The following is a 26,503-nucleotide window of genomic DNA, read 5'->3' as shown; positions in this document are numbered from 1 at the left end:
GACTTCTCCGGATTTGCGGTTTCGACGGGTTTCGGCAGCACTTTGAACTGCGCGGCACGCTGCCGCCGCGCCAACAATAAAACGATCAATCACGAACACACTACGCGAGCAAACTGAATGTCACCTTCCCCTACCAACAAGATCGCGCTCTTCATCGACGGGGCCAATCTTTACGCGACGGCGAAAACCCTCGGCTTCGACATCGACTACAAGCGCCTTCTGAAGGAATTTCAGAGCCGCGGGACGCTGCTGCGGGCGTTCTACTACACAGCAATCATTGAGGATCAGGAGTATTCCTCGATCCGCCCGCTGATCGACTGGCTTGATTACAACGGCTACACCGTCGTCACCAAGGCGACCAAGGAGTTCATCGACGCCTCCGGCCGCCGCAAGGTCAAGGGCAACATGGACATCGAGCTCGCGGTCGATGCCATGGAGCTCGCCGAGCACATCGACCAGATGGTGCTGTTCTCCGGTGACGGCGACTTCCGGTCGCTGGTCGAGGCCGTGCAGCGCCGCGGTGTCAGGGTCACGGTGGTCTCCACCATCGCCAGCCAGCCGCCGATGATCGCCGACGAGCTGCGCCGGCAGGCCGACGTCTTCACCGACCTCGTCGAGTTGCAGTCCAAGCTTGGCCGCGACCCGTCCGAGCGCCCCGCCCCGCGCGACCGCGGCGAGCGTGGCGAGGGACGCCACCACGCCCCGCAATTCCTCCAGCGCGCAACCACGATGGCGCCGAGGGGCGATGACGACTTCGAGGAGTGAGGCGGCCCGGTCAAGCCTTAAGACCCCGACTCTCATCCCCGACCGTGACTGTCCGCTCTGTCCGCGCCTGGTCGCCTTTCGCGAGGCGAACCGCGCGCGGGAGCCGCTTTGGCACAACGCGCCGGTCCCGCCTTTCGGCGACATTACGGCCCGTCTCCTGATCGTCGGTCTCGCGCCGGGGATGCAGGGCGCCAACCGCACCGGCCGGCCCTTCACCGGCGACTATGCGGGCGACCTGCTCTACGCCACGCTGCTGGAATACGGCTTCGCGAAGGGCCGCTATCAGGCCCGGCCCGACGACGGGCTGAAGCTGGTCGACTGCAGGATCGCCAATGCCGTGCATTGCGTTCCGCCGCAGAACAAGCCGCTGCCGGCCGAGATCAACACCTGCCGCCAGTTCCTCGTCGCGAATCTCGAAACCATGCCGAAGCTGCGCGCGATCATCGCGCTCGGGCGGATTGCGCACGACAGCGTGCTCAAGCCCCTGAAGCTGAAGGCATCCCAGGCTCCCTTCGGCCATGGCGCCGTGCACCAGGCCGGCCCGTTCAAGCTCTACGACAGCTACCACTGCTCCCGCTACAACACGAACACCGGCGTGCTGACGCCGGACATGTTCCGCAGCGTGTTCGCGAAGGTGAAGGCCGGTCTCGACTAGGCTTTGGCAGGATTGGCCTTCAGCCAGTCCAGCACGTCGCCGGCGTTCCGGTCCGGCGGGAACACCGGATAGAACACGTGGGTGATCTTGGCGTCATCAACGATCAGCGCAAGACGCTTGATCAGCGTCAAGCCCGCGACCTCCATGGTCGGCAGATTGAGCGCGCGCGTGAACGCCAGCTTCTCATCCGAGAGCACCGGGAACGGCAAATGCAGGCGCGAGGCCATCTCAGTCTGGTAGGCGTTGCTCTGCGTCGAGAGGCCGAACACGTGGGCAGCGCCGGCAGCCTTCAACTCCGCGAACAGGTCGCGAAACGCACAGGTCTGCGGCGTGCAGCCCCGCGCCCCCGGGATCATGTCCCAATCGTCGACCAAAGAGATCTTGCCGGGCTCGCCGGTGCGGGGATAAGCGAACACCACGGTGCGGCCCGGTAGCGCCGCCAGATTGACCGAGGTGTCATCGGTTGCGAGCAGGCTGATCGCGGGCACCATCAGCCCCTTCAGATGCGCGGCACCGCCATCGTCATCGGGAGCGGGAATTTGGCTCCAATCGACCTCGAGCAAGTTCTTCTGAGACATCTCGTCCTCTTGCCGTCCTCTCAGGCCCTATCCCCTCGCCCGCATCAGGCGGCCCTTCTCACGGCTCCAGTCGCGCTTCTTCTCGCTCTCGCGCTTGTCATGCAGCTTCTTGCCCTTGGCAACTGCGAGCTGCAGCTTGGCCCGACCGCGTTCGTTGAAATAGAGCTTGAGCGGGATCAGCGTCATGCCCTCGCGATCGACCGCGCCCATCAGCTTGTTGATCTGCCGGCGGTGCAGCAGCAGCTTTCGCGGCCGCTTCGGCTCGTGGTTGAAGCGATTGCCCTGGAGATATTCGGGGATCGTGGCGTTGATCAGCCAGATCTCGCCGTTCTTGGAATCGGCGTAAGACTCCGCGATCGTGCTCTTGCCGTTGCGGATCGACTTCACCTCGGTGCCGGTCAGCGCAATGCCGGCCTCGATCGTATCCTCGATGGCGTAGTTGAAGCGGGCCTTGCGATTTTCCGCCATGACCTTGATGGGACGTTCGTTCTTATCGGCCATGTCAGACAAACCTGATCGAGATACGCAGCGAAGCTAACAGATTGGATGAAACGCGCGCGTCACTTCTTGAGGAGATCGCGGATCTCGGTCAGCAGAACGACCTCCGCCGACGGCTTCGGCGGCTCCGCGGGCTTGGCCTCCTCCTTACGCTTCAACGTATTCATGGCGCGGATCACCAGGAACAGCACGAAGGCGATGATGATGAAGTTGATCGTCAGCGTCAGGAAGTTTCCGTAAGCAAGCACGGCGCCTTGCTTTTTCGCATCCGCTAAGTTGGTGGCGGTCACCGCCTTCGACAAGGGGACGTAGTAGTTCGAAAAGTCGAGGCCGCCGGTCGCCGCGCCGATGACCGGCATGATGATGTCACCGACCAGCGAGGTGACGATGGCGCCGAAGGCCGCGCCGATGATGACACCAACGGCGAGGTCGACGACGTTGCCTTTCATGGCGAACTCACGGAACTCCGTGAGCATCTTCCGGCCCTTCTCGTCGACGCTCATAAACGGCTCCCCGGCAGGAAAATCAGTTGATCAGCCCGGCGTGCACCATCGCGCTGCGCACGGCGGCGCGGGTCGGCTCGGACACCGGGACCATCGGCAGGCGCAGCGTCTCGTCGAACTTGCCGAGCAGCGACATCGCGTACTTGATCGGCGCCGGATTGCTCTCGATGAACAGGTTGTTGTGCAGCGGCATCAGCTTGTCATGGATCGCGAGCGCCGCCTTGGTATCGCCCTTCGCCCACGCCGCGTGGAACTCGGCGCACAGGCGCGGTGCGACATTCGACGTCACCGAAATGCAGCCGTGGCCGCCATGCGCCATGTAGCCGATGATGGTGGCATCCTCGCCGGAAAGCTGGTTGAAATCCTCGCCCATCGCGGCGCGCTGCTGCGACACGCGCACCATGCTGGCGGTCGCGTCCTTGACGCCGGCGATGTTCTTCAGCTCCCATAACCGCTTCATGGTGTCGACCGACATGTCGATCACCGAACGCGGCGGAATGTTGTAGATGATGATCGGAATGCCGATCGCGTCGTTGATCGCCTTGAAGTGCTGGTACATGCCTTCCTGGGTCGGCTTGTTGTAGTATGGCGTCACCACCAGCACCGCATTGGCGCCGGCCTTCTCGGCGTGCTGGGCGAGCTCAATGGCTTCCTTGGTCGAGTTCGAGCCCGCGCCGGCGATCACGGGCACCCGCCCCTTGGCCTCCTCGATGCACCATTCGACGACCTTTTTGTGCTCGTCATGGGAAAGCGTCGGGCTTTCGCCTGTCGTGCCGACCGGAACCAGGCCATTGGTGCCTTCCGAAATCTGCCAGTTGACCAGGGAGCGGAACGCCGCCTCGTCCAGCGAGCCGTTTTTGAACGGCGTGACCAAGGCGGTGAACGACCCCCGGAATTTCGTCTTGGCTGCCATGGACTTCCTCCGTACGCGGCGAGATTTAGAGCAAGCCCTTTCATATCGGGTCTCACCCGCCCGTAAAAGGCCTGCATCCGCGTGACGCACCCGTTTAAGCCGCGATTTTGCCGCGGTGGTGGTGCAAACCCGGCGACGGTAAGCGGCTGTTGGTATTTTGTCCTCATATTCAATCAAATACAGCCAGGTCTTGTACACACAGGTCTTGGGCCAATTGACTGATTCGGGGCGACGAACCGCCGTGACCTCCTTATCCCGTTCCGCATGGCGATCTGCCGGTCTGGCGCTGTGCCTGATGGCCGGCCTGTCGGTCGGCTGCGTCGCTCTGGCCAAATCCAGCGAGACGACCGAAGACGGCACCAAGCAACCCGCCAAACAGGCGGCCAAGGGAACCGCAAAGCCAGCCGCCAAGCCGCCTGCGAAGGATACGGCAAAGGGCTCCGCCAAGGAGACCTCGAAGGGCGCGGGCAAGGACAGGGCCAAGGATACGGCAAAGGATACGGCCAAGGGTGCAAGCAAGGGAGCAACTCCGCCGACGGCCAAGGATGCTGCGAAGAAGCCTGCCGGCAAGGACGCCGCAAAGGACAAACCGAGACCTGCAGCTGCAGCCGCGGCACCAAAGTCACGACCAGCCGCTGGCGCGCCGGCGCCCCAGGCCGCGCCGGCGGTGACGGCCACCGTAAGACCCACTGCCCCTGCTCCAGCCTCCGCCAGACCCGTTGCAACGCCCGTGCTCGCGCCAGCGACCCGTCAGCATGCCGCACCGCGCAAGCCTGTGACGCCAGCCGCGGTCGCTGCGACCTCATCGACGTCGCAAGCCGACAAGGACACGCTGGAGAACGTCATCGAGCTCGTGCGCAAGCGCAAGCCGGGCGATGCCACCAGTTACGCGGATTCGATTTCCGATCCCGTCGCGCGAAAACTCGCCGAATGGATCATCCTGCGCAGCGAAGACAATGGCGCCAGCGTCGAACGCTACCGCGCCTTCCTCTCCGCCAATCCGAGCTGGCCGTCGCAAACCTTCCTGCGCCGTCGCCTTGAAGCTGCGATGTGGGACGACCGGCGCGACGATTCCGTCGCGTGGTCGTGGTTCGAGAACGAATCGCCTGTCTCGGCCAAGGGCCGCTTCGTGCTCGCCAAGGCGATGCTGGCGCGCGGCGACCGCGCCAATGCCGAGCGGCTGGTGCGCGAGGCCTGGCGCAACGATCCGATGTCGGAGGACACCGAGAACAACGCGCTCGACCAGTTCGGCGCGCTGCTGACGCCCGGCGACCAGAAGGCGCGGATGGACACGCTGCTCTATGGCAGCGAGCACGAGGCGGCGATGCGCGCCGCCCGGCGTCTCGGCGCCGGCTATGTCGCGCTTGCGAAAGCCCGCATTGCCTCCTTCAAGAAAGCGCCGAACACGCGCGCATTGCTGGAAGAGGTGCCGCGCGAGCTGCACAGCGATCCCGGCTTCATCTTCAGCAAGATCCAGCTGCTGCGCCGGGAAGAGAAGTTTGCCGAGGCCGCCCAGCTGATGCTGGCGGCACCGAAGGATCCGAACCGGCTCTACAATCTCGACGAATGGTGGATCGAGCGGCGCCTGCTGGCGCGCAAGATGATCGACACCGAGGATTTTCGCAGCGCCTATCTGATCGCACGTGATGCGGCCCTGCCCTCGCGCGACATCTACAAGACCGAGCAGGAATTCACCGCCGGCTGGATCGCGCTGCGCTTCCTCAACGATCCCGCCGCGGCCGCCCAGCATTTTGCCCGCATCGGCGTCGGCAGCGTCAATCCGACCACGCTGGCACGCGCTGGTTATTGGCAAGGCCGCGCCGCGGAAGCCGCCGGCCGCCAGCAGGAGGCGCGCAGCGCCTATGCCCGCGCCGCCGAGCAGTCGACCAGCTATTACGGCCAGCTCGCGCGCGCAAAGCTCGGCCTGCCGCAGATCGAGCTGAACAGCCAGCCGCGCGGCCGCGGCGCGGAGCGGCTCGAGATCGTGCGCGCGGCGCAATTGCTCTACGAGCTCGACGAGCGCGAGATGGCAGTGCCCATGCTTGCCGATATGGGCGAGAACGGCGATCCCGAGGCGCTCGCCGGCCTCGGCGAGCTGACCCAGCGCTATAGCGATGCGCGCGGCATGCTGCTGGTCGGCAAGGCCGCGCTCAATCGCGGGCTGCCGTTCGACTTCTACGCCTACCCCGTCAACGGCATTCCGCAGTTCACGCAGATCGGCCCCGAGGTCGAGCGCAGCATCGTCTATGCGATCGCGCGGCAGGAAAGCGCGTTCAATCCGGCCGTGGTCTCGCCGGCCCAGGCCTATGGCCTGATGCAGGTGACGCCGGATGCCGCCCGCTATGTCTGCAAGCGGCATGGCGCGACCTATGACCTGTCGCGGCTGAAGAGCGATTCGTCCTACAATGCCACGCTCGGCGCGGCTGAGCTCGGCGGCCTGCTCGAGGACTATCGCGGCTCCTACATCATGGCCTTCGCCGCCTACAACGCCGGTCGCGGCAGCGTGAAGAAGTGGATCGACCGCTACGGCGATCCGCGCGACCCCAAGGTCGACGCGGTCGACTGGGTCGAACTGATCCCGTTCTCCGAAACGCGCAACTACGTGCAGCGGATCATGGAGAATCTTCAGGTCTACCGCGCCCGCTTTGGCGGCGGCACGCGGCTTCAGATCGAGGCCGATCTGCACCGCGGCGCCGGCAGCGTGGAGTAGCGGCCATCTCCGCTCCATTTGCGGACGAGATTTGTGCGGGAACGAGTTCCGATCTCGGCCAGTGTTGCGTAAATGGCACAAACAAACGGCGAAGTATTCTTATCGTGTTGTTTTGATTTGGCTTTCTGAAGCGACGCCGACGCCCACCCGATCTCTCCGGACAGCAGAAACGGCCTTGGCAGCGCCCCGGATGGGTTGCTTGCAAAAATCGCTGGGAAAATTCGCGCCCAAACACGCGCTTCGAAATTGACCAGCCCAAGCAATTAGATGCATAAGGCTCGCACCGGAGAGGTGGCCGAGTGGCTGAAGGCAACGCTTTGCTAAAGCGTCATACGGTCTCAAGCTGTATCGAGGGTTCGAATCCCTCTCTCTCCGCCACCCCATTCAAATGACCCGATAGCACCGCTGAAGGCCGGCGGCAGATCTCGCCCGTCAGGCTGGCGCTCCACTGACGGAGCGCGGTCCACGGCGCTGTCCCCGCTCCAATGAACGGAGATGGCTCAATGCGCGGACACCCAGGCCCTCGCCTCGCGCTGCGCAGCCGAGATCTCGGCATCCGACATCTGGCTGGCCACTTCCTGGCGCAGCGCGATGGCGTCCTTGCGCCCCTTCAGAGCGGCGAGGTTGAACCATTTGTGCGCGGCAACGAGATCGACCAGGCCGGCGCGACCGCTCGCCCAGTAGATCCCGCGCTCGAACAGAACGTCCGACAGCGCGCTTGCATCGATCGGCGTCGCCGTATCGAGATCGAAAGTCCCCTGAAACATAACGCATCCCCTTTTTCTTGTGCCGCCCCGAATCCGCCGAGCGCGGCTCCCGTCCAACTCCGATGCACGTGATCCTTCCGGATCGCGCGCTGTTCAACTCATCCCCAGGGCTTCTCGCCCATTGCCGTTTGCCGGCTTGTTGAAGGCGATGATGGCGGGCAAATTTGAATGGCAGTTTAAGTATCGCGATGAAGCAGACGTAAACGCAAGGCTGCCCCTCGCCTGCGGGAACTTCAAGAAGTCCCTGATTCGCAGGTACTTCTGCGATTCGTCAGAATAGATTTACCTTGCGGTTTTCGGACATCGATAACCATCGCGCACGGTGGCGGACCGCGTCCGCCCCGTCATTCACCGCCACCGGGTCTTGTCTTCGGCGAGCCCGATGACAGGCTCCGGCGGGGGATCCAGCACACCGCGGCCCATCGCTTCAACCGCTGCCGCCTCGGCGTACTGGATCGCCCGGTCGAAGTCGGGCGATGACACTGCGAATGGGGAAGCGCCGCGCAAGCCGCGCGCGGCCTCAGCCCTCGCCTGCCTCAGGGCAGAACGGCCGGAACCACGACAGCCAAGTTCATGCTGCGGCGGCGTCGCGGTCAGATCAACAATGTGGGGAAAGGGATTGCCGGCAATACCCCGGCCTCAGGGAACGAGGGCGTCGGCGAACACGTCAGGACCAGATTCCAAATGAGCCCGAAGGCCGCTTGTGGAATTGCGGAGCCCTTTTGAGGGAGACCGCACCGAACGAAGAAAACTCTGTTTCTTCTGCCGGATCGTAAAGTCGAACGATCCGACCGTTGACCTGATGTCTCGCCGACACCCTCTTTCGTCGACCAGAACCTCTAGGAGGCGCCGATGACGTGCCGGCTACCAGGAGCCGGCAACTTCAGAAGTCGAAGTTACTTCTTCTTCTTCGCGACCTTGCGGGTCTTCTTCGCAGTCTTCTTCACTGCGCTCTTCGCCTTCTTCGCCTTCTTCGCTTTCTTGGCCATGTTGCCCTCCGATGTGTGAGATGGCTTTAATCGCTGTGCGCATTCGGGGATCGAATGCACTCACCCCGAATACACCAACACGACGAAAAAAACATCTTCTCACTTAAGGAAGTGTTGACGACGCCGCGCGCGTGCGCCAGCCGCACTTGATTTGCCGGTCAGCAGAGACACGCGTTCGCGATCGCAAATGCGTCGCGCTGTATCGACGCGGCCGTGCAATGCGATTGCACGAAAACACTATGCAGCAAGTATGATTCTGCGCGCGCGCATCGCGCGCGATCGATGCGATGAAGCGCGCGACTATGCGAGCGGTCGCCTCGCGAGGCGGAGTCGCGGACTCTGAGTCGCGATTTTTGGCAATGAAATTATTTTCATGCTTAACGGCGGAAGCGCTCGTCTGAGCGTGTGCAAGTCGCCGTTTTGAGCGAATCGAGCGAGCTGCGATTCGCCTCGCCGCGTCACGCTCGGATGGGATGATAACGCTATCGACGACGCGCGCGTGCGTCGCATCGCGAGGCTGATGCGAGGTGACGAAGCGTGTCGTCACCTCGTCCGAACGCGCGACGCTAGATGCCGAGCTTGGACTTGAGCAGCTCGTTGACCGCCTGCGGGTTGGCCTTGCCGCCTGAAGACTTCATCACCTGGCCGACGAACCAGCCGAGCGACTGCGGCTTGTCCTTCACCTGCGCGGCCTTGTCGGGATTGGCTGCGATGATGCCGTCGACAACCTTTTCGATCGCCGAAAGATCCGTCACCTGCTTCATGCCGCGGCTTTCGACCAGCGCGCGCGGGTCGCCGCCCTCCTGCCAGACGATCTCGAACAGATCCTTGGCGATCTTGCCCGAGATCGTGCCCTCGCCGATCAGGTCGATGATGGCGGCGAGCTGCTCGGCGTTAACAGGAGAGTCCGTAATGTCCCGGCCCTCCTTGTTGAGACGGCCGAACAGCTCGTTGATCACCCAGTTCGCCGCCATCTTGCCGTCGCGGGTGCGGTTGGCGAGCCTGTCCAGCACGGACTCATAGAACATCGCGCTCTCGCGCTCGGCGACCAGCACGCTCGCATCATAGGCCGACAGGCCGAAGTCTGCGACAAAGCGCGCCTTCTTCTGGTCCGGCAGCTCCGGCAGCTTTGCTTTCAGCTCGTCGACGAAGCTTTGCGAGAACTCGAGCGGCAGCAGATCCGGATCGGGGAAGTAGCGGTAGTCATGCGCCTCCTCCTTGGAGCGCAGCGAGCGCGTCTCGCCCTTGTTGGCGTCGAACAGGCGCGTCTCCTGGTCGATCTTGCCGCCATCCTCGATGATCTCGATCTGGCGCCGCGCCTCGTACTCGATCGCCTGGCCGATGAAGTTGATCGAGTTCAGGTTCTTGATCTCGCAGCGGGTGCCGAGCGGCCCGCCGGGCTTGCGCACGGAGACGTTGACGTCGGCACGCAGAGACCCCTTCTCCATGTCGCCATCGCAGGTGCCGAGATAGCGCAGGATCGAGCGCAGCTTGGTCACATAGGCCTTGGCCTGCTCGGCATCGCGGATGTCGGGCTTGGAGACAATTTCCATCAGCGCCACGCCGCAGCGATTGAGATCGATCAAGGACTGCGACGGCAATTTGTCGTGCAGCATCTTTGCCGGGTCCTGCTCCAGATGCAGCCGCTCGATGCCGACGGTGGCAGTCCTGCCGCCCTCGAGCTCGAGCAGCACCTCGCCCTCGCCGACGATCGGCGACTTGTACTGGCTGATCTGATAGCCCTGCGGCAGATCGGGATAGAAGTAGTTCTTGCGGTCGAACACCGAGCGAAGATTGATTGTCGCATTCAGCCCAAGCCCGGTCCGGACAGCCTGCCTGACGCATTCCTCGTTGATGACGGGGAGCATGCCCGGCATCGCCGCGTCGACCAGCGACACTTGCGTGTTCGGCTCGCCACCGAACGCGGTCGAGGCACCCGAGAACAGCTTCGAGTTCGACGTCACCTGGGCATGGATCTCCATGCCGATGACCACCTCCCAGTCACCGGTGGCGCCTTTGAGAAGCTTGTGCGTGGCCGTGCTCATGTCTTGCTCCCGAGCAGCGCGGCAGCGATCCGCTGCCACTCCGCTTCCAATGAATCCTTTGCCGCGACCTGGCCCGCCTGGCGATACCAGTAGCCGGCGTTACCAAGGTCACCTTCGACGCGGTGCAGATAAGCGTGCACCCAGGCGGCGTCGCGGCCGTTGTCGTCCTGGACGATCTTGTGCGCCTGGTCCCAGTCGCCCTTCGCAGCCCACCAGAGACCCCTCAGCGGCGCGTTCAGCTCAGGCGCGGGTGCCGCGCCGTCGAGGCTCGCGATGAAATCGGCGACATTCACCACCACCTCGCTGGCGTGAAGCGGCCGGCGGCCTGCTCGATCACCTCGCCGAGCGAGAACAGCGTCTCCTCCTCGAAAGGGCGGCCGATCAGTTGCAGGCCGAGCGGCAGGCCCTGTGCGTCCTTGCCTGATGGCACGGCGATACCAGGCAGGCCCGCCATGTTCACGGTCACCGTGAAGATGTCGTTGAGATACATCTCGACCGGATCGGCAGCGCCCTTCTCGCCAATGCCGAAGGCCGCCGACGGCGTCGCCGGGGTGAGGATCGCGTCCACGCCCTTGGCGAAGCAATCCTCAAAATCCTTCTTGATCAACGTGCGCACCTTCTGGGCCCGCAAATAATAGGCATCGTAATAACCGGCCGAAAGCACATAGGTGCCGATCATAACGCGGCGGCGCACCTCCGCGCCAAAGCCGCTGGCGCGGGTGTTCTCATAGAGCTCGATGATATTCTTAGCCGACTCGCGCAGGCCATAGCGGACGCCGTCGTAGCGCGCGAGGTTGGACGAGGCCTCCGCCGGCGCCACGATGTAATAGGCCGGCAGCGCGTATTTCGTGTGCGGCAGCGACACTTCGACCAGCTCGGCGCCGGCGCTCCTGAGCCAGGCCGCACCCTCGCTCCATAGCTTCTCGATCTCGGCCGGCATGCCGTCGAGGCGATACTCCTTGGGGATGCCGATCTTCATGCCCTTCACGGACTTGCCGATCGCCGCCTCGTAGTCCGGCACGGCAATGTCGGCCGAGGTGGTATCCTTCGGATCGTGGCCGGCCATCGAGCGCAGCAGCATCGCGGCATCGCGCACGCTGCGCGCGATCGGGCCCGCCTGGTCGAGCGAGGAGGCAAAGGCGACGATGCCCCAGCGCGAGCAGCGCCCATAAGTCGGCTTGATGCCGACGGTGGCCGTGAACGCCGCCGGCTGGCGGATCGAGCCGCCGGTGTCGGTCGCGGTCGCGCCCATGCAGAGTAGCGCGGCGACGGCCGAGGCCGAGCCGCCGGACGAGCCGCCCGGCACCAGCGTGGTGTTGCTTCCTTCGCGCCGCCAGGGATTGCCGACGGGGCCGAAGCACGAGGTTTCGTTGGCCGAGCCCATCGCGAACTCGTCATTGTTGAGCTTGCCGAGCATCACGGCGCCGTCGCGCCAGAGCTGCGAGGTCACCGTGGACTCATAGGTCGGCACGAAATTGCCGAGGATTTTCGAGCAGGCCGTGGTGCGCACGCCCTTGGTCGCGAACAGATCCTTGATGCCGAGCGGGATGCCGGCGAGCGGCCCCGCCTCGCCCCTGGCGAGCTTGGCGTCCGCCTCGCGAGCCATCGCGCGCGCCTGGTCGGGCGTCTCCAGAACGAAGGCATTGAGCAGGCGCGCTTGCTCGATCGCGGAAAGATGCGCGTCGGTCAGCTCGAGCGACGTGAAAGTCTTGTCGGCGAGACCCTTGCGGGCCTCGGCGAGCGTCAGCGATGTCAAATCGGTCATTTATTGATCGGGCTGCAGAAGAAAGGAGACAGGGTCTTGTCGTTGGCCGGGTCGTCTTTTTTGGCGGCCGCATTCGCCGCGGCCTGGAGCTCGTCGAGCACTTCATTGACGGCGACATTGGGATCGGCAGCCTTGCCCTGCCGCTCCATCTTGTCGAGGTAATTCATGTAGGCCTGATAGGCCTTCTCATCGTCGCAAAGCAGACACATCGGAGCACGTCCTGAGACTCTTTAGTTTGACGCGTTTTCTCTACGCGAACCGGTATCCGCTTCGCTCGAAAACGCTATGCAAGTTACTCGACGACCTTCGGCACCAGGAAGAAGTGTCCCTCGGTCGCCGGCGCGTTGGCAACGATATCGTCGGCGATCCCGCCGTCATCGACCACGTCCTGCCGCTTCTTCATCTGCATCGGGGTGACCGAGGTCATCGGCTCCACGCCCTCGACATTGACCTCCGAGAGCTGCTCGACAAAGGCGAGCATGGCGTTGAGCTCGCCTTGCAGATGCGGAACCTCGTCCTCGGAAACCGCAATGCGCGCCAGATGCGCGATGCGGCGGACGGTGGTGGCGTCGACGGACATTATATAAGGCCTCTCACGGCAAAACCTATGTGCCGTATAGCAGAGGCCGGTTTTGCGCCGCAACCGGCGCCTTTCCCCTATCCAGCCAGCGCTTTCATGCGGGCGAGCGCCGATTTGGCGAGATCCCGGGTCAATTCGGCTGCCGGGACCTCACGGCCGAGCGCAATCGCCTGCCCGGCCCAGAGATTGGTGAAATCCACCCTGCCCTGCTTTTCGGCCGCCGCCTTCAACGGCCCCAGCGCGGTCGCCGCATGGGGAAACGGCGGCGCGTCGGGTGAGATCGGCCCGGCTTCGCGCATCAGGCGATTCTGGACCCCGCGCGCCGGACGCCCGGTCATGACATTCGTGATCACGGTGGAATCGTCACCCGCCTCGGCGAGCGCCTTGCGCCCTCCGGGCGTGACCTTGGATTCGGGACACCGCAGATACGCGCTGCCGATCTGCACGCCGGCGGCGCCGAGCGCGAAGGCCGCGGCGATGCCACGTCCGTCAGCGATGCCACCACAGGCGATCACCGGCACCTTCACGGCATCGACGACCTGCGGCACCAGCGCAAACGTGCCGGGCTGCTCGGCGATCTTGTCGGTCAGGAACATGCCGCGATGGCCGCCGGCCTCGGCGCCCTGCGCAATAATGGCATCGACGCCGCGCTGTTCGAGCCAGACCGCTTCCTTCACCGTCGTGGCAGACGCTATGACGAGGCAGCCGGCCGACTTCACGCGCTTGAGCAGCGCCGGCTCCGGCAGGCCGAAATGAAAGCTGACGACCTCCGGCTTCAGCTCCTCGACGACTTTGCAGAAGGCGTCATCGAACGGTGCCCGGTTCGCCGCGTTGATCGGCGCTGACGGATCGAGACCATGCTCGGTGTAATATCCCGCAAGCCGCTGCTTCCACCGCGCTTCGGCCTCAGGCGTGAGATCGACCGGCTTGTGGCAGAAGAAGTTCATGTTCACCGGAGCCTTGACGCGCTGGCGAATGAGACCAACCTGCTCACGCGCTTTCTCCGCCGACAGCATCGCGCAAGGCAGCGAACCGAGCGCGCCACCTTGCGCGGCCGCGATCACCAACTCGGCATCCATCACACCGGCCATCGGCGCCAGCACGATCGGGAATTCGGTCTTGAACAGATCGATCAATCGACGGTCAGGCCACATGGCATGTCTCTCTTGGTTCAGGCGAACGATGCGATCGAGTTGCGTCGGCCGGCCAAAAGCTGCTCGGCTTCGGACGCAATCCGCTCGATGATCTCGGCCGCCGGCGGAATATCATGGATCAGGCCGACCGCCTCTCCCGCGATCACCGCGGCGACGTCAAAATCGCCCGAGATTTTCGCCGCTGCATACTCTGCCGAAACTGCGGCGACATTCTGCATCAGCTCGACCTCGCGGCCGATCCAGCGGCGGGCGTGGTCATTGATCAGACACCGTCCCGTGAACGGCGCGGGCCAGACATTGTTGCGCGAGAGATCGAAGATGATGCCGCGCACGGTCGAGCCGCTGCTCGCCGCGCAGATGCGCCGCTTGGCCTCACCGGCGCCGTCGGCCTCCTGGCTCGCATAGAAGCGCGTGCCGAGCAGCACGCCACTTGCGCCCAGCATCATCATGGCGGCGAGACCGCGGCCGTCGGCGATGCCGCCGGCTGCCACCACGGGCACACGGCCCGCTGCGAGGTCGACGATGGCAGGCACGAGATCGACGGTGGTGCGTGAGGCGCCGTGGCCGCCCGCCTCTGTCCCCTGTGCGATCACAATATCGGCGCCGGCATCGAGCGCCTGCCGCGCCATCGACTCGTCCTGCACCTGGCAGATCAGCCGCGCGCCGGCGGATCTGATCCGCGGCGCGAACGGCGCGGGGTCGCCGAACGACAACATGATCGCGGACGGCTTCGCGGCGAGCGCGATGTCGAGCAGCTCGGGCCGCTTGGCGAGGCTCCATGTAATGAAGCCGATCCCGAACGGCACACGCAACTCGGCGAGCTTCGCGGTCTCCTGCTCCAGCCACGCCTTCTCGCCGTAGCCGCCGCCGAGAATGCCGAAACCGCCGGCGGAGCTAACAGCCGTCACCAGTCGGCTACCAGCGATGACGTCCATCGGCGCCAGCAGGACGGGATGCTTGATCTCCAACAGCCGCGTCAGCGGCGTCGCAATGGGCATGGCCTCTCCCCGGTCTGGACACGGAGACTAGGCGCGTCTAGCATTCTCGAAAAATGAATTGTTGCGAACGCTGCCATCACAAAAGCGGAACGACGCCATGGAACTGAGCGACATCAAGACCTTTGCTGCAGTCGCCCGCACCGGCGGCATCACCCGCGCCGCAGAAGAGCTCCACACGGTGCAATCCAATGTCACCCAGCGCATCAAGGCCCTGGAGGCCGAGATCGGCACGCCATTGTTCGAACGCCATAGCCGCGGCATGGCGCTGACAGGCGCCGGCAAGCGCCTCCTTCCCTACGCCGAGCGGATGGCCGCGCTGTCGCGCGAAGCCCTGCTCGCGGCGCGCGACGATGGCGAGGCGAAGGGACCGCTGTCGATCGGCTCGATGGAGACCACGGCTGCGGTGCGGCTGGCGCCGTTGCTGGCCGATTTCCACCGCCGCTTTCCCGCCGTGCGCCTGTCCTTGCGCACATCGCCGACTGCCGATCTCGTCGCCGGTGTACTCGAAGGCACGCTTGATGGCGCCTTCGTCGCCGGCCCAATCGCGCATGACGACCTCACCGTGACAAGCGCATTCCGCGAAGAGCTGGTGCTGGTCAGCGCACGGCGCTGGGGCTCGCTCGCCGAGCTGCGCGCTGCTACGTCCGAGTCAGGCCCGACCGCGCTGGTGTTCCGCACCGGCTGCACCTACCGTCAGCGCCTCGAGCAGATCTTTGTCGAGTTCGGCTGGCCCTCGGCCGCACGCTTCGAACTCGGCACGCTGGACGGCATGATCGGCTGCGTCGCCGCCGATATGGGCGTCACGCTGCTGCCGCGCGCGGTGATCGAGCGCAGCGCGATGACCGGCAGCGTGACCATGCACGCGCTGGGTCCGTCGCATGCGCGCGTCGAGACGCTGTTCATCCAGCGCCGTGCCGGCCATCAAACCAGCGCGCTCGTCGGGTTTGCCGCCTGCCTGAAGCAGGACGACGAAACCATCGCGGCATGATATGCGCTAGTCCATGCCCGCTCTTATCCTGCCCCTCGTCGATGCTGCATCCCACTGGCCCGAACGCGGCGCACTTGTCGGCCTTGACCTCGGCACCAAGACCATCGGCGTTGCCGTGTCCAATCCGGACCGCCGGCTGGCGACCGGCGTCGAGACCATCCAGCGCAAGCAGTTCAAGCAGGATGCCGCCCGCCTGCTCGCCATCGCCACCGAGCGCAAGGTGGTCGGCTTCGTGCTCGGCCTGCCCATCAACATGGACGGCAGCGAGGGTCCGCGCGCCCAGTCGACACGGGCGTTTGCCCGCAATCTGGCCAATCTGACCCCACTGCCCATCGGCCTCTGGGACGAGCGCCTGTCGACCGCCGCGGTCGAGCGCGAACTGATCGGCATGGATGTCAGCCGCGCCAAGCGCGCCGAGGTGATCGACGAGCACGCCGCCATCTTCATCCTGCAGGGCGCGCTCGACCGGCTCGCCAATCTTCGCGCAGCATCGGGAAATGGCTGATTCATGGCCGTCGTCGTCGCGGCGCTGCTGCCGGTCTTCATCCTCATTGTGCTCGGCGTGGTGCTCAGGCACAGCCTGATGCGCCTCGACACGCAATGGCACGGATTGGAGCGGCTGACCTATTTCGTGCTGTTCCCGATGCTGCTGATCCAGACGTTGGTGAAGGCCGATCTCTCAAAAGTTCCGGTCGCCGGCGTCGGCGGCGCGCTGCTGCTGTCGGCGCTGGCGATGTCGCTGCTGTGCCTCGCGCTGCGCCCGGCCCTGTCGCGGCTCGACATCGACGGTCCCGCCTTCACCTCGATCTTCCAGGGCGCGACGCGCTGGCAGACCTATGTGGCGCTGTCCGTCTCCGCCAATCTGTACGGCGAGGTCGGGCTCGCGCTGGCCTCGGTCGCGATGGTCGCGATCATCCCGCTGGTGAACGTGTTCAGCGTCGCCGTGCTCGCGCATTACGCCTCGCCCGAGAAGCAATCCGCGCGTGCCATCGCCATGACCGTGATCCGCAATCCGCTGATCTGGGCCTGCGCCATCGGCATCGTCATCAATGTCGTCCATTTGCCGCTGCCAAAGATCTGGCACGAGGTCGCCGACGCGCTCGGCCGCTCCTCGCTCGCCATCGGCCTGCTCGTCACCGGAGCCGGCCTCCAGCTCAAGGGCCTGCTCCGTCCGAGCCTGGGGGCGACGATCGGCGTGGCGTTCAAACTGGTGCTGATGCCGGTGCTTGCGCTGACGCTTGCCGCCTGGTTCGGGCTGACAGGCACCAACCTCGCGATCGTCGCGATCTGCGCAGCGGTGCCGACCTCGCCGAGCGCCTATGTGCTGGCTCGTCAGATGGGCGGCGATGCGCCATTGCTGGCGCAGATTATCACGCTGCAGACGATCCTGGCGGCAATCACGATGCCGATCGCGATCGCGCTGGTGGCGTAGAACCCGTCGTTAGCGGGTACATCTCTCTCAACACCGTCATTGCGAGGAGCTCTTGCGACGAAGCAATCCAGAATCTCGGCGGAAAGATTCTGGATTGCTTCGCTCCGCTCGCAATGACGGAACGTGAGGCGACGGCCGGGCTAGCCGCCCAGCCACGTCGTCAGCACCACAGCGGTCATGTTGTTCAGCCCATGCAGCACGATGGTGAGCCACAGCGAGCCCGCGCGATAGCGCATATAGCCGAACCACAGGCCGATCGAGAAAACCTCGGCAAGGAAGTAGAGATCGTACTGGATGTGCACCACCGTCCACACCAGCGACGACAGCACGATCGCGCCGGGCACACGCAGAAAGCTCTCCGACCAGCCGCGATAGAGGAAGCCGCGCGCAAGCACCTCTTCCGACATCGGCGCGGCTACGCTGAAGGCGAACAGAAGCAGCACCGCGCCGCCCTTGTCGCGGCCGGATTTGAGGAGATCGGTCATGAAGCCAGGCGTCGCCTCGCGGCCCAGCGAACGCGAGACAACCTCCCATGCGAGCACGATCAGGACGAGACCGACCGCACCCAGCAGGATTTGCCGCCATGACGGCCAATGCAGCGCGAGATAATCGACAAAGGAGGCTTTCCTGATGCGAATGGCAAGCCACGCCACGAGAAGCGTTGCGGGCAGCCCGGCGATGACCGACAGTGCGAGCGCCTGAGGCTCAGCGCCGACGAGCTGCAGCGATGCGAGATCGAGCGGCAGACCGCGGCTCACCACGAGCCACACAACCGCGCCGATCTGCCCGACGAACATCGCGACAAAGAGCATGAAACCCCACAACGCCGTGCCCCAGAATTTCCAGACGCGCGGCTGCGCCGGCGTCTCGGTCAGCGGCGGATGGTCGGGATTGAGGGAGTCCATCAGCGAGACTTTCGTTGGGATTGCTGTCATTCCGGGGCGCCCGAAGGGCGAACCCGGAATCTCGAGATTCCGGGTTCGATGCTTCGCATCGCCCCGGAATGACGGCAAAAGAGAAGCAAGATACTCACGGCAGCGCCCGTTCCAGCAGCGCACGCACGTCGCCGTTGTCGAGCTCGACGGCGCCGTACATGCTGGCATGATGGGTAGGGAGGCGCGTGGCGGCGAACAGTTCTGCGTGATGCGGTGACACGCCATTGAGCGCGGCCGCGCCAGCCAGCAGCGCCAGTTTCTCGACCGCGAGCCGCGCGACGCGCTCGCCGTCAGTGCGGCGGAACGTCTTGCCGATGAAGGCGACGGCCTCGCCTGCCCCCGGCAAGCCCTTCGTCTCGGCCGCGAGAGCCTGCAGCACCGCCATCGCCGCCTCGCCCTCGCGCGAGAGCGCGCGGAGCACGTCGAGGCACATCACGTTGCCAGAACCTTCCCAGATCGCATTGACCGGCGCTTCACGGTAGTGGCGCGCCAGAATGCCGTCCTCGACATAGCCGTTGCCGCCCAGGCACTCCATCGCCTCGTAAAGGAATGGCGGCGCGCTCTTGCAGGTCCAGTATTTGATCGCGGGCGTCAGCAGCCGCATATAGGCGGCCTCCGCAGCATCATGCGGCGTGCGGTCGAAGGCGCGGCAGAGCCGCATCACCAGCGCCGTGCTCGCCTCCACATGCAGCGCCATGTCCGAGAGCACGGCCTGCATCAAGGGCTGATCGGCGAGATGCTTTTGGAACACGCTGCGGTGACGGGCGTGATGCAGCGCATGCGCGAGCCCCGAACGCATCAGGCCGCTTGAGGCGATCGCGCAATCCTGCCGCGTCAGCTGCACCATCTGGATGATGGTGCGGATGCCCTTGCCCTCTTCGCCGACACGTTCGGCATAGGCGCCGACGAACTCGACCTCGGACGATGCGTTCGAACGGTTGCCGAGCTTGTCCTTCAGCCGCTGGAACTGGATCGCGTTGACCGATCCATCCGGCGCGAAGCGCGGCATGAAGAAGCAGGTCAGCCCCTGCTCGGCCTGCGCCAGCACCAGGAACGCATCGCACATCGGCGCCGACATGAACCATTTATGGCCCGTGATGCGATAGGCGCTGCCGTCCCGCACCGCGCGCGTCAGGTTGGCGCGCACGTCGGTGCCGCCCTGCTTCTCGGTCATGCCCATGCCGAGCGTCATGCCGCGCTTGTCCCACCACGGCGCGAAGCTTGGATCATACCTTCTCGTCGACAGCACCGGCATCACCTTGCTGAGCAGATCCGGCTGCATCGCCAGCGCGGCGACCGAGGCGCGCGTCATCGTGATCGGGCAGAGATGCCCGGTCTCGACCTGCGCGGCCATGTAGAATTTCGCGGCGCGAATGACTTCGGCCGCGTCGCCCGCAGGCCTGCCGTCCGCGGTCCATGTCGAATTGTGCACGCCGGCATGCGCGCTGTGCGCCATCAGCTCGTGATAGGCGGGGTGAAACTCGACCTGGTCGCGGCGATTGCCCTTGGCATCGAAGGTGCGGAGCTTGGGCGTGTTCTCGTTCGCGATGCGGCCGCGATCGGCCATCGCCGCCGAGCCCCAATGCCTGCCGAATTCGGACAGCTCCCGTTCCGCGGCGGCGCCGCCATTGGCCTTCACGGCCTCGACCAGCGGCTGATCGACCGTGAACAGATTCACGTCCTCGAATGGCGGCGACTGGTTGAAGACCTCGTGGGTCGCGAATACAGGCTGTGTCATGGCGTGTCTCGGGCCGGAATCAGTTCCGCCGCGGCTGGATCGGGAAATCATAGGCCGCCCCGCCCGCCCCCGGCAGGGAAAAATGCCACCACTCCTTCGAATAGTTCACAAAGCCTTGCCTCGCCATCGCAGCCACCAGCCGCCTGCGCCAGGCGCGCTGATCGGGCGAGATCGACGGTGCTGCGGTATGCCCCTTCTCATCGGTGCAGTCATAACCGGTGCCCATGTCGACGCTGCCTTCCGGCAGCCGCGCCGCGACGGGCGCCGTGCAATCAGCGTAGGACCTTGACGGATCGATCCTGGCGGAATTGTCGGCCTTGAGATCGACCAGCGTGAGATCGAGCGCGGCGCCCGTGGAATGCTGCGAGCGGCTCGCGATATAGCCGAGGCGGAACAGTTCGGTCTTGGGAATCTTCGGATTGTAACGCCGATCGGCTGCGGTCTCGTGGCCGTTCTGCGACCATCTCACCATGTCGAGCGAGGCCCGCGCCGGCCGGTAGCAGTCGAACATTTTCAGCGACAAGTTCTGCGTCGCCAGTTCCTGCTGGACCGCTTTCAGCCGCAGGCCGACTTCGCGCTTCACCACGCATTCGCCGGCACCATAGCCGGCGAGCGGACGGCCGACGAAATTGTTCGGCGTGGCGTAGCGGATGTCCTGGATGATGGTGGGATCGATATCCCGCAGATAGACGAAGCCGCCGGGGAGTGACTGGGCGTGGGTGGTGGAGATTGCGATGATTGCTAAAAGTGCGATCGAAATCGTTCTGATGGAGCGCATCTAAACTTCCCTGTCATTCCGGGGCGGCTCGAAGAGCCGAACCCGGAATCTCGAGATTCCGGGTTCGATGCTTCGCATCGCCGCGGAATGACAGCAAGACAGATCAGGGGATAACTCCCCGCCCCGGCATTGGCCCTTGCTCCATCAGGCATCCGCGCCTATAGCTCTCGCTTTAATGACATCGAAATCGACCTTCGTCCTCGGCCACCGGCATTTGCTGGGCATCGAGGGCCTTTCCGCGGCCGACATTACCGGCCTCCTCGACCTGTCCGAAGAATATGTCGAGCTCAACCGCCAGGTTGACAAGAAGCGCACCGTCCTGCGTGGACGGACGCAGGTGAACCTCTTCTTTGAAGCCTCGACCCGGACCCAATCCTCGTTCGAGCTCGCGGGCAAGCGCTTAGGTGCCGACGTCATGAACATGTCGGTGTCCTCCTCGTCCATCAAGAAGGGCGAGACGCTGGTCGACACCGCGATGACGCTCAACGCCATGCACCCCGACATCCTGGTGGTGCGCCATCACGCCTCCGGCGCGGTGGAACTGTTGGCGCGCAAGGTCGACGGTTCCGTGATCAATGCCGGCGACGGTGCGCATGAGCACCCGACCCAGGCGCTGCTCGATGCGCTCACCATCCGCCGCAACAAGGGCCGGATCGAGGGCCTGGTGGTCGCGATCTGCGGCGACGTGCTGCATTCGCGCGTGGCGCGTTCCAACATCATCCTGCTCAACACCATGGGCGCCCGTGTCCGCGTCGTCGGCCCCTCCACGCTGCTGCCGCCCGGTATCGAGCGGATGGGCGTCGAGGTCGCGCGCGACATGCGCGAGGGCCTCAACGGCGCCGATATCGTGATGATGCTGCGGCTGCAGCGCGAGCGTATGAACGGCTCCTTCGTGCCATCGACCTCGGAATATTTCCATTATTTCGGGCTCGACCAGAGGAAGCTCGCCTACGCCAAGCCCGATGCGCTGGTGATGCATCCCGGTCCCATGAACCGCGGCGTCGAGATCGACACCGCGGTTGCCGACGGCGCGCAATCCCTGATCCGCGAACAGGTGGAGATGGGGGTTGCCGTGCGCATGGCGGTGCTGGAAGCACTCGCCCGTAACCTGCCGAACGCGTGATGCCCATGCTGATCGACCGCCGCCCGATCCTGCTCGCCAACGCCCGCGTCGTCGATCCCTCCAGGGATTTCGACGGCCCCGGCGACGTCCTGATTGCCGACGGCATCATCCGCGAGACCCGCCGCGGCATTGGGGCGGCCGGCGTCCCCGAGGGGACCGACGTCATCAACTGCTCCGGCAAGATCGTGGCGCCGGGCCTGATCGACATGCGCGCCTTTGTCGGCGAGCCCGGTTTCAGCCATCGCGAGACCTTTGCGAGCGCCAGCCAGGCGGCCGCGACCGGCGGCATCACCACCATCATCTGCCAGCCGGATACATCGCCCGTCATCGACAATTCCGCGACCGTCGACTTCGTAATGCGCCGCGCGCGCGACACAGCGATCGTCAACATCCAGCCGATGGCAGCGCTGACCAAAGGCATGCGCGGCGAGGAGATGACCGAGTTCGGCCTGCTCAAGGCCGCCGGCGCCATCGCCTTCAGCGATGGTGACCGCAGCGTCACCAATTCGCAGGTGATGCGGCGCGCGCTGACCTACGCCCGCGATTTCGACGCGCTGATCGTGCATCACACCGAAGACCCGGACCTGGTCGGCGAAGGCGTGATGAACGAGGGCGAGTTTGCCTCGCGCCTCGGCCTGATGGGCATCCCGAAGGCCGCCGAAGCCGTCATCCTCGAACGCGACATGCGCCTCGTTGCGCTGACCGGCGGCCGCTATCACGCGGCCTCGCTGTCCTGCATCGACTCGCTCGAGATCCTGAAGCGCGCCCGCGACGCCGGCCTTGCCGTCAGCGCCTCGGTCTCGATCAATCATCTTGCGCTGAACGAGAACGACATCGGCCCCTACCGCTCCTTCCTGAAACTGTCACCGCCGCTGCGCACCGAGGACGACCGCCGCGCCCTGGTCGAGGCGGTGGCCTCCGGCCTCGTCGACGTCATCATGTCCGACCACAATCCGCAGGACGTCGAGGTCAAGCGCCTGCCGTTCGCGGAAGCCGCTCCCGGCGCCATCGGGCTCGAGACCATGCTGCCGGCGGGCCTGCGGCTGGTCCACAATGAGGAACTCGAGCTCAAGACGCTGATCCGGGCCATGTCGACGCGGCCGGCCGAACTGCTTGGCCTTCCGGGCGGAACCCTGCGCGTGGGCAGCCCGGCCGATCTCGTGGTGATCGATCCCGATGTCCCCTGGGTGGTCGATCCCGCCGATCTGAAATCGCCCTGCAAGAACACCCCGTTCGACGAAGCCCGCTTTACAGGCCGCGCGGTCAGGACCATCGTCGGCGGAAGAACGGTTTACGAGCATGTCTAATGGGCGCTGGTTATGTCAGCCATGGAGAGGCCGCCAGAGGATTTGTAGACATGGGGCTTGATGCATTCCTGCCGGTGGCCTTCATCATCGGCTACCTCCTCGGCTCGATTCCGTTCGGGCTGATCCTGACCAGGCTTGCCGGCACGCAGGACCTGCGTTCGATCGGCTCCGGCAATATCGGCGCCACCAATGTGCTGCGCACCGGCCGCAAGGGCCTCGCCGCGGCGACCCTGCTGCTCGACGCGCTCAAGGGCACCGCGGCGGTGGTGATCTCAGGCTATATCGCCGGCCCCAATGCCGCGATGCTGGCAGGTCTCGGCGCCTTCCTCGGCCACCTCTTCCCGGTCTGGCTCAAGTTCAAGGGCGGTAAGGGCGTCGCCGTCTATATCGGCATCCTGCTCGGCCTGTTCTGGCCGGCGGCGCTGGTATTCTGCCTGATCTGGCTCGCGACAGCCTTCACCACCCGCTATTCCTCGCTCTCGGCGCTGGTGGCGGCCTTCATCACGCCGCTGTTTTTGTGGTGGTTCGGCCACCTTGCCCTGGCCTCGCTGTCCGTCGTGCTGACGCTGCTGCTGTTCTACATGCACCGCGAGAACATCAAGCGACTGCAATCAGGAAAAGAAGGCCGCATCGGCGAGAAGGCCTAAACAGCGCTTTCGAATCCAAGACCGGAAAAACTACGGATACCGCCGCGCCTCTTCCGCATTATATGCCAAATCCTGTTCGCAACTTTCACCCCACACGCGGGAGCTAGTGGCGGTCAGGTTCCATGCCTGTCATCCTGACAGTGGACATGGCGTTACGCGGTTGCTCAGAATGAGCGAGAAGATTGACGGCACGCATGAAGACGGTAGCTCGCAGAGCACTGCGGCGAGCCGCCTGCTGCTGTCGACCAATATCTGGTCTGACGCGCCTACACCGCCTCCCGCGCCAAAACCCGCTCCCGTTCCGCCGGCGCCGCCGCCCGCTACCATCGTGCAAGCGCCCGCGCCGGTCATAACGACAGCCGCGCCCCTTGCGCGCACTCGCCCCCAGCAATGGCCTCCGCGGAAACTTTCGGTGGCGCTCCAGGGCGGCGGCACCTTTGCCGCCTTCACCTGGGGCGTGCTGGAGCGGCTCCTGGAAGAGCCATCCATCGAATTCGACACCATCAGCGGCGCCAGCGCCGGCGCCATCAACGCGCTGCTCCTCGCCTGCGGCCTTGCCGAGGGCGGCCGCGAAGGTGCCCGCAACCGGCTGAACCGGTTCTGGACCCGGTTGATGCACGAGGCCTCGTTCCGCTCGCTGATGCTGGTCGGCGGCTTCTCGCCGGCAGGAAGCTCGGTCGCCTTCGGACCGACGCTGCGCTCCGGCCAGTTCGATCCGTTCGATCTCGACCCGCTGCGCCAGGCGCTCTCGCGCGACATCAATTTTGCCGCCTTGCGCGATGCGAAATGCCCGAAGCTGCTGATCGCGGCGACGCGGATCCGCGACGGCCAGCAGCAGATTTTCGGCAACGACGCCATCACCGCGGATGTCGCGCTCGCCTCGACCTGTCCGCCCCTCGTTCATTGCGCCGTCGAGATCGATGGCGAGGCCTATTGGGATGGCGGCTTCGGCGGCAATCCGCCGCTGCTGAAACTTGCGCAGCAATCGACGACGGCCGATCTGCTCATCGTCCAGGTCACGCCGACGCGCGACAGCTATGTACCGATCACGCTCGCCGCGATCGATCGCCGTCTCGACCAGATCGCAGCCAATGCCGCGCTCAAGGCCGAGATCGCAGCGATCGAATGGGCGCAGGCGCACGCAGCGCCAGCGCTGCGGCTCTCCAAGATCGCCGCCGAAGACTCTGTTGACGGACTTGCGCAGCGCTCGTCGACCGATCTCGGCCGCGGCTTCATCCGCCTGCTGCACCGGAGCGGCCGCGAGGCCGCCGAGCGTTGGCTTGGCCCAGCTGGCGCCGCGCCCCAGCGCGCGTTGCCCGCCGCCGAACCCGCGCTAGCCTGATTTCGCCAGCGCATTCTCCAAAAACCACGCCGCCGCCAGCGCGCCGGGATCGTTGCCGAAGCGCGCGATCACCTGCACGCCAACAGGCAGGCCACCGACCTTCATCACCGGCACGTTGACGCAAGGATTGCCCATCAGCGTCCACAGCCTGTTATAGCGGGGCGAGCCGGTCGAGGCGAGGTCCTTGGCCGGCGCAGTGCCGGGCGCCGAATAAGTCAGCAGCACGTCGAAACCCTCGAACAGCTCACCGAGCTCGCGGCGGCCGCGGCGAGCGATGCGGCGCGCATCATCATATTCCTTCGGCGTCAGCCCGACGGTCTCATCAAGGCTGGCGCGAAGCATCGGTGCGATCTCGTCGTGATGCTGGTCAAACTCCCAGGCGAGCGCGCGATGCGCCTCAAAATCCTGGATGATCGGGTGGATGCGCCAGGCCTCCTTGACCGCTTCGGGCAGATCGATGATCTGCACGCTGGCGCCGGCCTTCTCGGCCGCCTTGATCGCGGCCAGCAAGCCCTCCTCTACCGCCGGCTCAGCGGCTTCGGCAAACTCCTGCCGGACCACGCCGATGCGCGGCGCTTTCGCCGGCACAATGCCGGAGAACTCGGTGCGGCCGGTCATCGCCAACAGTCCGCGCGCGAGATCTTCCGCGCGCGATCCGAACAGGCCGACCGTGTCGAGCGCCCAAGAATAGCATTTCACGCCGACCGTCGGCAGCATCCGGAACGACGGCTTGATCGCGGCGGCCCCGCAATAGGCGGCAGGCCGGATCACCGAGCCGCCGGTCTGCGTGCCCAGCGCCAGCGGGATCATGCCGGCGCCGACGGCGGCCGCCGAGCCCGACGACGAACCTCCAGGCGTATGACCGGGATTGTGCGGATTGAGCGTCGGCGTCGGATCTCGCGATGCGAACGCCGTGGTCGTGGTCTTGCCGATGATGGTGGCGCCCGCCCGCTTCAACATCATCACGACAGGCGCATCGGCGCGCGGCTGCCAGCCACGATAGATCTCCGAGCCCATCTCGGTCGGCATATCAGCGGTATCGATGATGTCCTTGATCCCGACGGCGATGCCGCGCAGCGGACCGGAGGCCTGCGCCTTCGCGGAGATGTCGTGGCGGACGAAGGCATGGACGTCCTTCTCCTTGGCCTCGATCGCCGCATGCGACTGGGCGATGGCGTGCTCGGGCGAAAGCTCGCCCGCTTCGATGCGGCGCTGGAGATCGGCGAGTGAAATCATGGCAATACCCTTCTTATTGGCATCGCTTTTAGCATTGCAACAAGGCCGCGCAAGCGC

Annotated in this window: 26 protein-coding genes and 1 tRNA gene; 11 read left to right on the top strand and 16 right to left on the bottom strand. The window is 65.0% G+C overall.

The genetic code is table 11. The features are described from left to right. The first annotated feature begins 117 nt into the window (after window positions 1-117). On the top strand, window positions 118-765 hold the full coding sequence (locus tag ACNJX9_RS19280; RefSeq protein WP_018644573.1) for a LabA-like NYN domain-containing protein: 648 nt from the start codon (window positions 118-120) through the stop codon (window positions 763-765). Further along, window positions 746-1,420, top strand: coding sequence for a uracil-DNA glycosylase (locus ACNJX9_RS19275; RefSeq protein WP_439409902.1), 675 nt, complete (start codon window positions 746-748; stop codon window positions 1,418-1,420). The genes ACNJX9_RS19280 and ACNJX9_RS19275 overlap by 20 nt, the downstream gene beginning before the upstream one ends. Here ACNJX9_RS19275 and ACNJX9_RS19270 read toward each other — a convergent pair. From ACNJX9_RS19270 to dapA, 4 genes are read right to left on the bottom strand one after another with little or no spacing between them, the layout of a single operon-like run. Then, on the bottom strand, window positions 1,417-1,998 hold the full coding sequence (locus ACNJX9_RS19270; RefSeq protein ID WP_057756480.1) for a peroxiredoxin: 582 nt from the start codon (window positions 1,996-1,998) through the stop codon (window positions 1,417-1,419). The two genes, ACNJX9_RS19275 and ACNJX9_RS19270, sit on opposite strands and share 4 nt — an antisense overlap. A 27-nt stretch (window positions 1,999-2,025) precedes the next feature. Continuing rightward, a complete protein-coding gene (smpB, locus tag ACNJX9_RS19265) occupies window positions 2,026-2,499 on the bottom strand; it encodes an SsrA-binding protein SmpB (RefSeq protein WP_024341117.1) in 474 nt (157 codons plus the stop codon). 59 nt (window positions 2,500-2,558) lie between these two features. Then, the gene (mscL, locus tag ACNJX9_RS19260; protein WP_057756776.1) at window positions 2,559-2,972 is read right to left on the bottom strand and encodes a large conductance mechanosensitive channel protein MscL; all 414 of its coding nucleotides are present in this window, start codon (window positions 2,970-2,972) and stop codon (window positions 2,559-2,561) included. A gap of 49 nt (window positions 2,973-3,021) precedes the next feature. Beyond that, entirely contained in the window at window positions 3,022-3,912 is an 891-nt protein-coding gene (gene dapA / locus ACNJX9_RS19255; protein ID WP_057756483.1) for a 4-hydroxy-tetrahydrodipicolinate synthase, read from the bottom strand. 295 nt (window positions 3,913-4,207) lie between these two features. Here dapA and ACNJX9_RS19250 point away from each other — a divergent pair, with 295 nt between their 5' ends. Both ACNJX9_RS19250 and ACNJX9_RS19245 read left to right on the top strand, forming a co-directional pair. Continuing rightward, window positions 4,208-6,622, top strand: coding sequence for a lytic transglycosylase domain-containing protein (locus tag ACNJX9_RS19250; protein ID WP_439410086.1), 2,415 nt, complete (start codon window positions 4,208-4,210; stop codon window positions 6,620-6,622). Between the two features lie 285 nt (window positions 6,623-6,907). Further along, a tRNA-Ser gene (locus ACNJX9_RS19245) sits at window positions 6,908-7,000 on the top strand. Between the two features lie 122 nt (window positions 7,001-7,122). Here the strand turns inward: ACNJX9_RS19245 and ACNJX9_RS19240 are convergent. From ACNJX9_RS19240 to ACNJX9_RS19205, 8 genes are all read right to left on the bottom strand, one after another. Beyond that, window positions 7,123-7,389, bottom strand: a complete 267-nt coding sequence (locus ACNJX9_RS19240) for a hypothetical protein (RefSeq protein ID WP_057756490.1) — start codon at window positions 7,387-7,389, stop codon at window positions 7,123-7,125. 1,555 nt (window positions 7,390-8,944) lie between these two features. After that, the gene (gene gatB / locus ACNJX9_RS19235; RefSeq protein WP_439409901.1) at window positions 8,945-10,423 is read right to left on the bottom strand and encodes an Asp-tRNA(Asn)/Glu-tRNA(Gln) amidotransferase subunit GatB; all 1,479 of its coding nucleotides are present in this window, start codon (window positions 10,421-10,423) and stop codon (window positions 8,945-8,947) included. Continuing rightward, window positions 10,420-10,722, bottom strand: a complete 303-nt coding sequence (locus ACNJX9_RS19230) for a hypothetical protein (protein ID WP_439409900.1) — start codon at window positions 10,720-10,722, stop codon at window positions 10,420-10,422. The genes gatB and ACNJX9_RS19230 overlap by 4 nt, the downstream gene beginning before the upstream one ends. Continuing rightward, complete coding sequence (gatA, locus tag ACNJX9_RS19225) at window positions 10,713-12,188, bottom strand: Asp-tRNA(Asn)/Glu-tRNA(Gln) amidotransferase subunit GatA (RefSeq protein ID WP_439409899.1); 1,476 nt, start codon at window positions 12,186-12,188, stop codon at window positions 10,713-10,715. Before gatA ends, ACNJX9_RS19230 begins: the two co-directional genes overlap by 10 nt. After that, window positions 12,185-12,397 carry a hypothetical protein gene (locus tag ACNJX9_RS19220; RefSeq protein WP_057756502.1) on the bottom strand — a complete coding sequence of 71 codons (213 nt, stop codon included), beginning with the start codon at window positions 12,395-12,397 and terminating at the stop codon, window positions 12,185-12,187. The genes gatA and ACNJX9_RS19220 overlap by 4 nt, the downstream gene beginning before the upstream one ends. A gap of 83 nt (window positions 12,398-12,480) precedes the next feature. Next, window positions 12,481-12,768: an Asp-tRNA(Asn)/Glu-tRNA(Gln) amidotransferase subunit GatC gene (gene gatC, locus ACNJX9_RS19215; RefSeq protein WP_057756505.1), complete on the bottom strand. Its 288-nt coding sequence runs from the start codon at window positions 12,766-12,768 to the stop codon at window positions 12,481-12,483. 77 nt (window positions 12,769-12,845) lie between these two features. After that, complete coding sequence (locus ACNJX9_RS19210) at window positions 12,846-13,922, bottom strand: NAD(P)H-dependent flavin oxidoreductase (protein WP_439409898.1); 1,077 nt, start codon at window positions 13,920-13,922, stop codon at window positions 12,846-12,848. Window positions 13,923-13,939: 17 nt separating this feature from the next. Further along, a complete protein-coding gene (locus ACNJX9_RS19205) occupies window positions 13,940-14,920 on the bottom strand; it encodes an NAD(P)H-dependent flavin oxidoreductase (RefSeq protein WP_439409897.1) in 981 nt (326 codons plus the stop codon). Window positions 14,921-15,017: 97 nt separating this feature from the next. Between ACNJX9_RS19205 and ACNJX9_RS19200 the strand changes: the two genes are divergently transcribed. Genes ACNJX9_RS19200 through ACNJX9_RS19190 form a run of 3 tightly spaced genes read left to right on the top strand, consistent with a single transcriptional unit; the run spans window position 15,018 to window position 17,340 of the window. Further along, entirely contained in the window at window positions 15,018-15,908 is an 891-nt protein-coding gene (locus tag ACNJX9_RS19200; protein WP_271600441.1) for a LysR family transcriptional regulator, read from the top strand. Window positions 15,909-15,921: 13 nt separating this feature from the next. Next, a complete protein-coding gene (ruvX, locus tag ACNJX9_RS19195; protein ID WP_271600440.1) occupies window positions 15,922-16,413 on the top strand; it encodes a Holliday junction resolvase RuvX in 492 nt (163 codons plus the stop codon). Window positions 16,414-16,416: 3 nt separating this feature from the next. After that, window positions 16,417-17,340 carry an AEC family transporter gene (locus ACNJX9_RS19190; protein WP_057756520.1) on the top strand — a complete coding sequence of 308 codons (924 nt, stop codon included), beginning with the start codon at window positions 16,417-16,419 and terminating at the stop codon, window positions 17,338-17,340. Between the two features lie 140 nt (window positions 17,341-17,480). On the opposite strand, the gene ACNJX9_RS19185 is transcribed toward ACNJX9_RS19190, so the two are convergent. The 3 genes from ACNJX9_RS19185 to ACNJX9_RS19175 form a co-directional block, all read right to left on the bottom strand. Beyond that, window positions 17,481-18,245 carry a lysostaphin resistance A-like protein gene (locus ACNJX9_RS19185; RefSeq protein WP_439410085.1) on the bottom strand — a complete coding sequence of 255 codons (765 nt, stop codon included), beginning with the start codon at window positions 18,243-18,245 and terminating at the stop codon, window positions 17,481-17,483. Between the two features lie 124 nt (window positions 18,246-18,369). Then, window positions 18,370-20,013 carry an isovaleryl-CoA dehydrogenase gene (locus ACNJX9_RS19180; protein WP_439409896.1) on the bottom strand — a complete coding sequence of 548 codons (1,644 nt, stop codon included), beginning with the start codon at window positions 20,011-20,013 and terminating at the stop codon, window positions 18,370-18,372. A gap of 19 nt (window positions 20,014-20,032) precedes the next feature. Next, the gene (locus tag ACNJX9_RS19175; protein ID WP_439409895.1) at window positions 20,033-20,791 is read right to left on the bottom strand and encodes a M15 family metallopeptidase; all 759 of its coding nucleotides are present in this window, start codon (window positions 20,789-20,791) and stop codon (window positions 20,033-20,035) included. Between the two features lie 175 nt (window positions 20,792-20,966). Between ACNJX9_RS19175 and ACNJX9_RS19170 the strand changes: the two genes are divergently transcribed. The 4 genes from ACNJX9_RS19170 to ACNJX9_RS19155 all read left to right on the top strand — a co-directional run bounded on the left by ACNJX9_RS19170 (window position 20,967) and on the right by ACNJX9_RS19155 (window position 25,210). Continuing rightward, complete coding sequence (locus tag ACNJX9_RS19170; protein ID WP_057756530.1) at window positions 20,967-21,914, top strand: aspartate carbamoyltransferase catalytic subunit; 948 nt, start codon at window positions 20,967-20,969, stop codon at window positions 21,912-21,914. Between the two features lie 5 nt (window positions 21,915-21,919). After that, window positions 21,920-23,221, top strand: coding sequence for a dihydroorotase (locus ACNJX9_RS19165; protein WP_439410084.1), 1,302 nt, complete (start codon window positions 21,920-21,922; stop codon window positions 23,219-23,221). Window positions 23,222-23,271: 50 nt separating this feature from the next. Continuing rightward, a complete protein-coding gene (gene plsY, locus ACNJX9_RS19160) occupies window positions 23,272-23,868 on the top strand; it encodes a glycerol-3-phosphate 1-O-acyltransferase PlsY (RefSeq protein ID WP_057756533.1) in 597 nt (198 codons plus the stop codon). A gap of 169 nt (window positions 23,869-24,037) precedes the next feature. Then, on the top strand, window positions 24,038-25,210 hold the full coding sequence (locus ACNJX9_RS19155; RefSeq protein ID WP_439409894.1) for a patatin-like phospholipase family protein: 1,173 nt from the start codon (window positions 24,038-24,040) through the stop codon (window positions 25,208-25,210). On the opposite strand, the gene ACNJX9_RS19150 is transcribed toward ACNJX9_RS19155, so the two are convergent. After that, window positions 25,202-26,446, bottom strand: a complete 1,245-nt coding sequence (locus ACNJX9_RS19150) for an amidase (protein ID WP_439409893.1) — start codon at window positions 26,444-26,446, stop codon at window positions 25,202-25,204. The two genes, ACNJX9_RS19155 and ACNJX9_RS19150, sit on opposite strands and share 9 nt — an antisense overlap. Between the last annotated feature and the right edge of the window lie 57 nt (window positions 26,447-26,503).

It is taken from the genome of Bradyrhizobium sp. BLXBL-03, assembly GCF_051853015.1.
Taxonomy (GTDB): domain Bacteria; phylum Pseudomonadota; class Alphaproteobacteria; order Rhizobiales; family Xanthobacteraceae; genus Bradyrhizobium; species Bradyrhizobium manausense.
Note: the sequence above shows the minus strand (reverse complement) of the source record. Positions and strands in the feature narration are given on the sequence as shown.